Annotated in this window: 6 protein-coding genes, 2 tRNA genes and 1 riboswitch; of the genes, 1 reads left to right on the forward strand and 7 read right to left on the reverse strand. The window is 43.3% G+C overall.

The annotated features are described in order from the left end of the window. Positions 1-88: 88 nt before the first annotated feature. Positions 89-2,503 carry a leucine--tRNA ligase gene (gene leuS / locus AC2JF7_RS02480; RefSeq protein WP_500726744.1) on the reverse strand — a complete coding sequence of 805 codons (2,415 nt, stop codon included), beginning with the start codon at positions 2,501-2,503 and terminating at the stop codon, positions 89-91. A gap of 287 nt (positions 2,504-2,790) precedes the next feature. Here leuS and AC2JF7_RS02485 point away from each other — a divergent pair, with 287 nt between their 5' ends. Next, positions 2,791-3,429 (forward strand): phosphatase PAP2 family protein, encoded by a 639-nt coding sequence (locus tag AC2JF7_RS02485; protein WP_500726746.1) that lies wholly within the window; start codon positions 2,791-2,793, stop codon positions 3,427-3,429. 121 nt (positions 3,430-3,550) lie between these two features. On the opposite strand, the gene AC2JF7_RS02490 is transcribed toward AC2JF7_RS02485, so the two are convergent. The 6 genes from AC2JF7_RS02490 to AC2JF7_RS02515 all read right to left on the reverse strand — a co-directional run bounded on the left by AC2JF7_RS02490 (position 3,551) and on the right by AC2JF7_RS02515 (position 9,629). After that, positions 3,551-4,312 (reverse strand): NAD(P)H-dependent oxidoreductase, encoded by a 762-nt coding sequence (locus tag AC2JF7_RS02490; RefSeq protein ID WP_500726748.1) that lies wholly within the window; start codon positions 4,310-4,312, stop codon positions 3,551-3,553. 169 nt (positions 4,313-4,481) lie between these two features. Then, positions 4,482-5,930, reverse strand: a complete 1,449-nt coding sequence (locus tag AC2JF7_RS02495; RefSeq protein ID WP_500726749.1) for an MDR family MFS transporter — start codon at positions 5,928-5,930, stop codon at positions 4,482-4,484. 733 nt (positions 5,931-6,663) lie between these two features. Continuing rightward, complete coding sequence (locus AC2JF7_RS02500; RefSeq protein ID WP_500726751.1) at positions 6,664-8,112, reverse strand: MDR family MFS transporter; 1,449 nt, start codon at positions 8,110-8,112, stop codon at positions 6,664-6,666. Positions 8,113-8,142: 30 nt separating this feature from the next. Beyond that, complete coding sequence (gene metK / locus AC2JF7_RS02505) at positions 8,143-9,342, reverse strand: methionine adenosyltransferase (protein WP_500726753.1); 1,200 nt, start codon at positions 9,340-9,342, stop codon at positions 8,143-8,145. Further along, a riboswitch (SMK box riboswitch) is annotated at positions 9,340-9,423 on the reverse strand. Its footprint overlaps the gene before it by 3 nt. 57 nt (positions 9,424-9,480) lie before the next feature. Then, positions 9,481-9,553: transfer RNA gene (locus tag AC2JF7_RS02510), tRNA-Val, on the reverse strand. Between the two features lie 4 nt (positions 9,554-9,557). Next, positions 9,558-9,629 (reverse strand) — tRNA-Glu (locus tag AC2JF7_RS02515). Positions 9,630-9,844 lie beyond the last annotated feature (215 nt).

The following is a 9,844-nucleotide window of genomic DNA, read 5'->3' on the forward strand; positions in this document are numbered from 1 at the left end:
CCCTAAATCTAGTGTACTAACTATCTTATTTTGAAGCAAAAACGGTAATTGACAATAAATATACTAATCGCTTTAGGAAAAATTAACTTTATTTCGCAACAATGTTAACAATCTTATTCGGCACAATAATTACTTTTTTAACCTCTTTACCAGCCAAAAATTTCTGGACGTGCGAAATAGCCAAAGCTTGTTTTTCTAAGCCTTCTTTTGCTGAGTCCTTAGGAGCAGCAAAATTGCCCCGCAGTTTGCCGTTGACCTGAACCATGATTTCAACAGTTGATTCAACTAATTTTTCTGGATCATAAGTTGGCCACTTAGCAAATGTCACTGATTCATCATGACCAAAGACCTGCCAAATTTCCTCCATCATATGGGGAGCAATCGGAGCGGCCAGAGTAATGAAGCCTTCGGCGTATGACCGCGGAATGGTTTTAGCCTTTTGGGCTGCATTGATAAAGACCATTAACTGCGAAATAGCCGTGTTGAAGTGGAGATCATCAAAGTCCTCAGTCACCTTTTTGACCGTTTCATTATAAACCTTGTCTAGTGTTCCATCATTTTCTTCGACGATGTTTTCTTGCGGAATCGCCTTCAAGTCAAGATCATTAACAAAGAGACGCCAGATCCGGTCCAAGAACTTCTTTGTTGAGGCAGGACCGTTATCATCCCAGTCAATTGAAGCATCCAGCGGTCCCATGAACATCTCATACATGCGTAAACTATCGGCACCGTATTCATCAATGACATCGTCCGGGTTAATAACATTTCCCCGGGACTTGGACATCTTTTCGTGATCTTTCAAAATCAATCCCTGGTTGTAGAGACGCTGGAAAGGCTCCTCGTTAGGCACTACGCCTAGGTCATAGAGAACCATGTTCCAAAAGCGTGCATACAACAGGTGCCGGACAGCATGCTCAGCGCCACCAATATACAAATCAACGGGCAGCCACTGCTTAAGCTTGTCTAAGTCCGCCAACTTGTTGTCGTTGCGTGGGTCAATATAGCGCAAGAAATACCAGGATGAGCCGGCCCAGTTTGGCATCGTGTTGGTTTCCCGCTTGCCCTTGCGTCCGTTTTTGTCGACCACATTAACCCAATCTTTAAGGTTGACGAGCGGACTTTCAGGTGAGCCTGATGGCTTAATATCAGTTGCATGTGGCAGAACTAGCGGCAATTCATCTTCTGGTACCAGTGTGGTCTCACCGTCTTCCCAATGAATAACAGGAATAGGTTCACCCCAGTAGCGCTGGCGGCTGAAGTCCCAGTCCCGCAATTTGTAATTGACCTTCTTTTGGCCTAGATGGTGGTCTTCAAGCCATTCCACCATCTTCTTCTTGGCTTCTTCCACGTTTAAACCATTTAAAAAGCTAGAGTCAACGTGTGGGCCATCTCCGGTATATGCTTCCTTAGTCACGTCCCCGCCCTTGATAACTGCTTTGATTGGCAAGTGAAACTTTTGGGCAAACTCATAGTCGCGACTATCATGGGCCGGAACTGCCATTACCGCACCCGTGCCATAACTAGCAAGGACATAGTCGGCAATCCAAATTGGAATTTCCTCTTTGTTGACTGGGTTGATTGCATAGGCTCCGGTAAAGACACCAGATTTAGTCTTATTCAAGTCTGTTCGTTCTAGGTCTGACTTGGATTCAATCTGCTTAATATACGCATTGACTTCATCGCGACAAGAAGCTGCAGTAATCTTGGCGACCAACTTGTTTTCTGGGGCCAATACAGCGTAGCTGGCACCAAAAAGAGTATCAGGACGCGTTGTGAAAACATCAAAGGACTCTGCCGAATCCTTAACTTTGAAGGTTACCTGTGCACCAACCGAACGACCAATCCAATTGCGCTGCATTTCTTTAATGTTTTCGGGCCAATCGAGCTTGTCCAGGCCTGCCAGCAAGCGGTCGGCATACTTGGTAATGCGCAAAACCCACTGCTTCATGTTGCGCCGGTATATCGGGTAGCCGCCGCGTTCGGTTTTGCCATCCACGATATCCTCATTGGCAACTACTGTCCCTAAATCTGGCGACCAGTTGACTGGAACTTCGGCTTCATAGGCGAGACCATGCTTGTACATTTGTTCAAAGGTCCACTGGGTCCACTTGTAGAAACTAGGATCAGCGGTTGAAATTTCCCGGTCCCAGTCATAGGAAAAGCCCAGCTTATTGAGTTGGCGTTTAAAGTTAGCAATATTGGCCTTGGTTACAACAGCTGGGTCTTGGCCCGTCTTTAAGGCGTACTGTTCGGTTGGCAGGCCAAAGGCGTCCCAGCCCATTGGGTGGAGCACATTATAGCCCTGGCTGCGTTTCATACGAGCAACAATGTCAGTTGCAGTGTAGCCTTCAGGATGTCCAACATGTAATCCCTTGCCCGAAGGAAATGGAAACATGTCTAAAACATAATAATTTTTCTTTTTAGAATCTGTTCCCGTCTTGAAAGTATGGTTTTCAGCCCAATACTTCTGCCATTTTTGCTCGACCACCTTGTAATTGTACATATTTTTTCACCTCATAAAAAAAGTCCTATGAAACTCTTCATAGGACGAATAATCGCGGTACCACCTAAGTTTCACGCAATAAAACGTGACCCTCAATGCCCCTTAACGCGGATAGCAAACGCTAAAGTATCCCTCAGGCTCAGTTCACAGTTATTCTTCAAGCCTTGCACCCACCGGCTCTTCTCTTAAGAAAAATAGGACTGCTAATAATTCCTGACCTTTATTTTTTGACCAATAATGATTATAATTTACCACAAATGCATAAAAAAACAAAGGGAGAAAGTCATTTGAATACAACAAAACACTCAAGAAAAGACACGATTATACCTGCGGCTATTTTTGTCGCACTATATGCAGTCTGGGCAATTTTGGTTTCCTCTGGCAATCAAATCATTCACCAATTTGACCAGGCTGTAATTGGCGCTGTTTGCACCAATAATCCAGCTAGTGTCAAGTTCGCTACCACCTTTACCAATTTAGGCAATACCAATGTGATTGTGGTTGAAACAGTCATCCTGGTTATTATCTTGGCAATTTTCAAGAAATACGCCTATGCACTGTTTACTGCTGGCACAATGATTGCAGCTAACGGCTACAACTGGATTATCAAGCACGCGGTTGAGCGCCACCGCCCTCCAGTTCATCACCTGGTAAGTGCTGATGGCTATAGCTTTCCATCGGGCCATTCAGTCGGCAGTGCAGCGCTTTTTGGCGTTTTAATTGTTTTAACTATTTTATTGATTAAAAACAGGGCCATTAAAACGGTCTTATGTCTGGTTTGGGCCTGCATCCCAGTCTTGATTGCCTATACGCGTGTCTTCAGCCATGTTCACTATCCCTCTGACGTGGTTGGCGGCATCTTGGGCGGCATTACATTTGTGTTGATCGGCTATTCTTTCCTGTACCATTATTATCTAGAAGAATAGACCCTTCTACCAAGCAAAATCGAGTCATTAATTCATCCTGTTGATTGCTAACCACCCGGTTGCAATTGACAGGATTTTTTGCATAAAAAAAGAGGCTTACGCCTCCTTATTTCGACAATAACTAGTTGACCACATCGATCAAATCGCGTTTTAAATGAGCATTCAGAGTTGTCCTTAGCTGGGCTAAACGCTGCTCATAATCAGGACTGAAGTTGCGTGGCTTTTGATCATTCACAAAGCGGCCAGCATTGGTCATTCCCCAAAATTGGGCCGTATCTTCATCAAAGACTTTAAAGGCATTCATATATTTGTCCCATAGTTGGTCATTTTGACCGACACCATCGCTGACATAGCCTTGACCCCCACCTAAATAACCACAATTCATGATTGTATAGAGGAACTTGCCACTAAGCAGACCAGCAGGCCCTTGTGGACCTTCATGATAAGCAAAACCGGACGCAAATACTTTTTCGATATAACCCTTCACAATGCTGACAGGCGCATCATGCCAGTTAGGATAAGCAAAAATCAAGACATCTGCTTGACGCACCAATGCCTGTTCTTGGGCCAGATATTCTGGCGCTGTGCCCAAGCCATCCTTAACGTAATAAAATTCTTCAGGATGTAAAACCGGATCGAAGTTGAGATCATAAAGATCACGCAATTCAACGGCCCACCCCTCTTCTTCTAGGTATCGCATTGTCGTATTGACCATGTCGTAAGTCAAGCTATACTTGCGTGGCTCCCCTACAACCAAGAGCGCTTTGGTTTTATTCTTCGAGCCGTCAAAGCCATGCGACTGATAGGATTGTTGCAGAGCTTCTGGCACTATTGTACCCGACGTCCTTATTTGACCATTTAAAATTTTTTGAATTAATTCCATTTTGTTCCTTTCACTTAACTTTTCACTTTTAATATAGCACAAAGTTGATTATTTTAGTTTCATTCAAAATAGGTCAGCAAATATTTACTAGATTCTAGCCCCAATTTTAATTATTTAGACACTTTGAAACAATCATAGTAAATTTCATAAATGCCTTTGCAGCCTTAATTTAATTTTTGGCTATTGCTTTTTTATTTTTATAAGTACTGTTGAAGATCATCGCCAGTATAATTGCCACTAGTGATGCCACAAACACACCCTTTAAAGCGCTGAATAAGACTTGACGCAATTGGGGAATCAGATTCGTAGCCAATTCCTGAGCCTTGGCTGAAGAAACAATCTTATTCATCATTCCTTGGTTCAGTTGAGGATTTTTATCCAATTGAATAGCAACTACTGTGTTAAAGACGATCCCATAGATTGAAACCATCATTGTTTGACCTAAAAAGCGCATCAGCGTATTAAAAGATGTAGCCACTCCCACATTATCCGGTTCTACTAAAACTTGTGCTTGCACTTGGGAGGCTGGAATAATAATCCCAAAGGCAATCCCATTCACTGCTGAAATAAGGTAGAAAACCCAAGTTGGAGTGCTCATTGGTACTAGTATAAGAGCACAGTCAGCCGCTAAAATCACGGCTAACACACCATAGAAAGTCTTACGCACACCCCAGCGGCCAAGCAAGCGGCCAACTAAGAAGGAACCTGCAACCCATAAAAGCGAACAAGGCGTGACTGCAAAACCAGCCACGGTGGCATTGGCGCCCTTGATGCCCTGCATCCAAGTTGGAAGGTAGAATTCAAATCCCATAACTACGCCACCAATTAGCAGAGTATTCATGTTCATCGCGACGAATTGACGGCCTTTGAGCATCGTCAGCGGCAGTATTGGGTCTTCTGCCTTTTTTTCTTCTCGGTAAAAAAGCACGGCACTTACGACCACAATTATAGCTAAACCAAGTAAATAGATTAGACTAATCTTGCCAAGTTGCTGCAGAGAAATCATCAAGGTCAAGAGTAGCACCGTCAACCAGAAAGTACCCTTAACGTCTAACTTGGCTGCCTTCTTAGTCTTTGACTCGTTCAAAAATATAATTACCAAAATCAGAGCAATGATGCCTACTGGCACGTTGATATAAAATACCCAGTACCATGATAGATGTTGAACAATAAATCCACCCAGCAGTGGCGCAATGATAGATGCCACTAGCCAAAAGCCAGAATTAAGTCCTAATATTTTTGCCCGTTTTTCAGGATCATACAAGTCAGCAATAATAGTCATTGCCACTGGTTGAATGGCACCAGACCCCAGCCCTTGAATTACCCGAAATAAAATCAGCTGAATCATATTGTGTGCCTGGCCACACAGTGCTGACCCAATTACGAACAAGGTTATGCCAAACAGAAAAATGGGTTTGCGTCCAATGCTGTCTGCCAGCTTCCCATATATGGGAGTGGTAACAGTGGTCATAAATAGGAATATCGAAACTACCCAATTCATGATTTCTAGGCCATTTAGACTAGAAACAATCGTTGGCATTGCTGTTGATACAATCGTACCTTCAATGGCAGTCATAAAAACGGCAAGCGTTATGACTAAAACATTTGTTTTCTTCAATTTTTTCTCCTTGATCCATTACTTCTTTCTTTACAAAATTCACCAGTTATTGGGCTATATCTATTACCTTTAGGATTAATCATTTTCATTCTGGTTACTATGGGATCTTCTGTGAATTTTATGATTAATGCCCAGTGTTTAGGTTAGTCCACTGTGATATTGTTAACTAATGCTTTATCCATTTTTTAACTATCCCTTTCCTCTTTCTCCCCCTCCTTAGCCTTACTTCATGCTGTCAAGTCTTTCCAAATGAATATATCATATAGCAATCTTATTATTAAGAGATTTTATTGCTAATGTTATCTCAATCACAAAATACTAGAAAAAGATTACTGTACAGCTTAATATATATTGCCTGTTCTTTTTGCCTATGCCAGATTTAGGATCGAACGATCAGCGAACTGCATTAGATATAAAATAGCAGTTTTCTGTTCTACTGTAAGCACGCAACATTTTTATCCCATTCTTTAATACGTCATCTAGCATCTCTTCTTTAATTAATAATCCTGCTTATCTAATGTTCATTAATTCTTGTTTTTGTACAGTTGTCTTTTTGACTTAACCCTATCTAATACCTTGATTAAACCAAAAAGGAATCAAAATTTGATTCCTTAATAAGAGTTTTTATTTGCTTGTTTAATCATACGAAATGACTTCTTTAGATATTTTTTATTGACTTATCCAATTCAAGATTAACAAACAAGGAACCAAGTTATTGGTTCCTTGTATTAATTTACTTATTACGCTTTTTGTAAGTGCTATTGAATATAAGTGAAGCAAGAATGGCTACAAGTGATACCACATAGACGCCCTTCAAGGCACTGAACAAAACCTGCCGCAGCTGCGGAATTAGGTTTGCCGCTAGTTCCTGGGCCTTGGCTGACGAAACGATCTTGTTCATCATGCCTTGGGTTAGACCAGGATGTTTGGCCAATTGACTAGCCACTACCGTGTTGAAGGTAATGCCGTAAATCGACACCAGCATGGTCTGCCCCAGATAACGCATCAGCGTGTTGAAGGAGGTGGCAACTCCAATGTTGCTTGGTTCCACCAAGACCTGCGAACGCACCTGGGCCGCAGTGATAATACCACCAAAGCCAAAGCCGTTAAATACCGCAATGATGCAAAAAACCCAAAATGGCGTATGTAGCGGAACAAGAAGGAGCATGCAGTCTGCCACAAGCAGCAGCGTCAGCATGCCATATAGTGTTTTGCGCACACCCCAGCGGCTGAGCATCCCCCCAATAAGGAAGGAACCAACTACCCACATTATCGAACTAGGCGTGACTGCAAAACCAGCTATGGTTGCACTTGTGCCCTTGATGCCCTGCATCCAAGTTGGAATGTAGAATTCAAAACCAATGACAACACCCGAAACCAGCAGGGTAATCATGTTTACTGCTAGGAACTCCTTGCCCTTGAGCATCGTCAGCGGCATTATCGGGTCCGCTGCCCGTTTTTCTTCCCGGTAGAAGAGAAATCCACTGACTACCACTACCGCAGCCAAGGCTAGCAAGATGAGTGGACTGAGCGTCCCTAATTCTTGCAAGGTAAACATCAACGTTAAGAGCAAGACAATGAGCCAAAATGTTCCTTTGACATCGAGCTTAGTCTGTTGTTTGGTTCTGGACTCTTTTAAAAAGACCATAACCAAGATCAGGGCAATTATCCCAATTGGCACATTAATATAAAAGACCCAGTGCCAAGAAAGCTTCTGAACAATAAATCCCCCGAGCAATGGTGCAATGACTGATGCCACGCCCCAAAAGCCCGAGTTTAGCCCCAGCATCTTAGCACGCTTGTCAATGGGGTACATGTCAGCAATAATAGTCATCGCTACCGGCTGAATTGCACCAGATCCTAATCCTTGAATGACTCTGAATAAGATCAATTCCATCATGTTGTTGGCTTGACCACAAAGAGCCGAACCAATGACAAAAAGGACAATGCCGAACAGAAAGATCGGCTTTCGACCAATACTGTCGGCCAGTTTTCCATATAAAGGAGTTGAAACAGCTGTCATAAACAGAAAAATTGAAACAACCCAATTCATAATTTCCAGGCCGTTGAGGTCAGAAACAATTGTCGGCATTGCAGTTGACACTATTGTGCCCTCAATGGCCGTCATAAATGTCGTCATAAAGATTGCAATTGTGACAACTGGTACACTTGTTTTTTTCAAAGACTGCACTCCCCATCAGTTTACTTATTCTTACTTATTTTTTGCAATGAAATCCAAAAGCGCTTGTGCTTTATCGGTTTGCTCCCATGGCAAATCAATGTCAGTGCGGCCAAAGTGGCCGTATGCCGCGGTTTGCTCATAGATTGGTCGGCGCAAGTCAAGCATCTTGATGATCCCAGCGGGCCGCAGGTCAAAGACATGACGTACAGCTTGAGTCAACAGTTCAGCGCTGACCTTGCCAGTACCTGCAGTATCAATCATAATCGATACTGGGTGGGCAACCCCAATGGCATATGCTAGTTGAACCTCGCAGCGATATGCTAGGTTAGCCGCAACGATGTTTTTAGCCACATAACGGGCGGCATAGCTGGCACTGCGGTCAACTTTAGTCGGATCCTTGCCGGAGAAGGCGCCGCCACCATGGCGGGCGTATCCACCATAGGTATCAACGATAATCTTGCGTCCAGTCAAGCCAGAATCGCCCTTGGGCCCACCAATGACAAAGCGACCTGATGGATTAATCAAGAATTTGGTCTTTTCATCCAGGTATTGAGCAGGTATGACCTTCTTAATCGCCAAGTCAATCATGGCTTGCTCGATTTCATCATTGCTTACTTTCGCAGTTGTTTGAGTGGAAATCAAAACGGTGTCTACTCGTTTAGGTTTTTGGTCTTCACCATATTCTACTGTTACCTGTGCTTTTGCATCAGGACGCAGCCAGGGCAGCGTACCATTTTTGCGCAGCTTAGCAACTTGCCGCATTAAGCGGTGAGCCAGCGAAATTGGCAGCGGCATTAATTCAAGCGTCTCCTTGATGGCAAAGCCAAACATCAGGCCTTGGTCACCAGCTCCAATTTGATCTAGTTGATCTGTATCAGAATCTTTTTTGCGCACTTCCAGCGAGTTGTCAACGCCCTCTGCAATATCAGGCGATTGCTCGTCAATATCAACTAAGACCGCACAATTGTTGCCATCAAAGCCTAGTTCCGGCTTGTCATAACCAATCCGCAAAACTGTCTTGCGCACAATCCCTTGCACGTCCACATAGGCGCTGGTTGAGATTTCACCAAAAACATACACAATCCCTGTAGTCACGATCGTCTCACAGGCAACGTGAGCATCCGGATCCTTGGCAATAATTGCATCTAAGATTGCATCCGAAATTTGGTCTGCAATCTTGTCAGGATGACCTTCCGATACTGACTCCGAAGTAAATAAACGTTTTTCCATAATAGTCCCCCTCTATAGACATTAGCTATTCGGTTACCAGGCATCTCCACTGGGTGGATCCTCTCAGGACTTCAACCGATAAATTATTCGTTCTTTTGTAAAAAAAAGACTACCGCAATTCCGGTAGTCCTAGAACGATGGAGGATATAGGGCTCGAACCTATGACCTCCTGCTTGTAAGGCAGATGCTCTCCCAGCTGAGCTAATCCTCCAAAGTGACCCGTACGGGATTTGAACCCATGTTACCGCCGTGAAAGGGCGATGTCTTAACCACTTGACCAACGGGTCGTGTTCCGAATCAAAGCACATTCAATAGTATACCTGATGAGTAGCAAAATGCAAGATTTTCTGCTCAAAAAGTATAATTTTTTCGAATGGTAAATTGTAAAATGAAGTTGAACACTTGCGCTGATTAGAAAATGAAAAAAGTCCATTGGACTTCTCTGATAGAATGTAATTACCAACCTAATTCTAGAAAGAAGTCTCCAATGAACTCGCTTAAT

This window comes from Lactobacillus sp. XV31L (assembly GCF_059900865.1).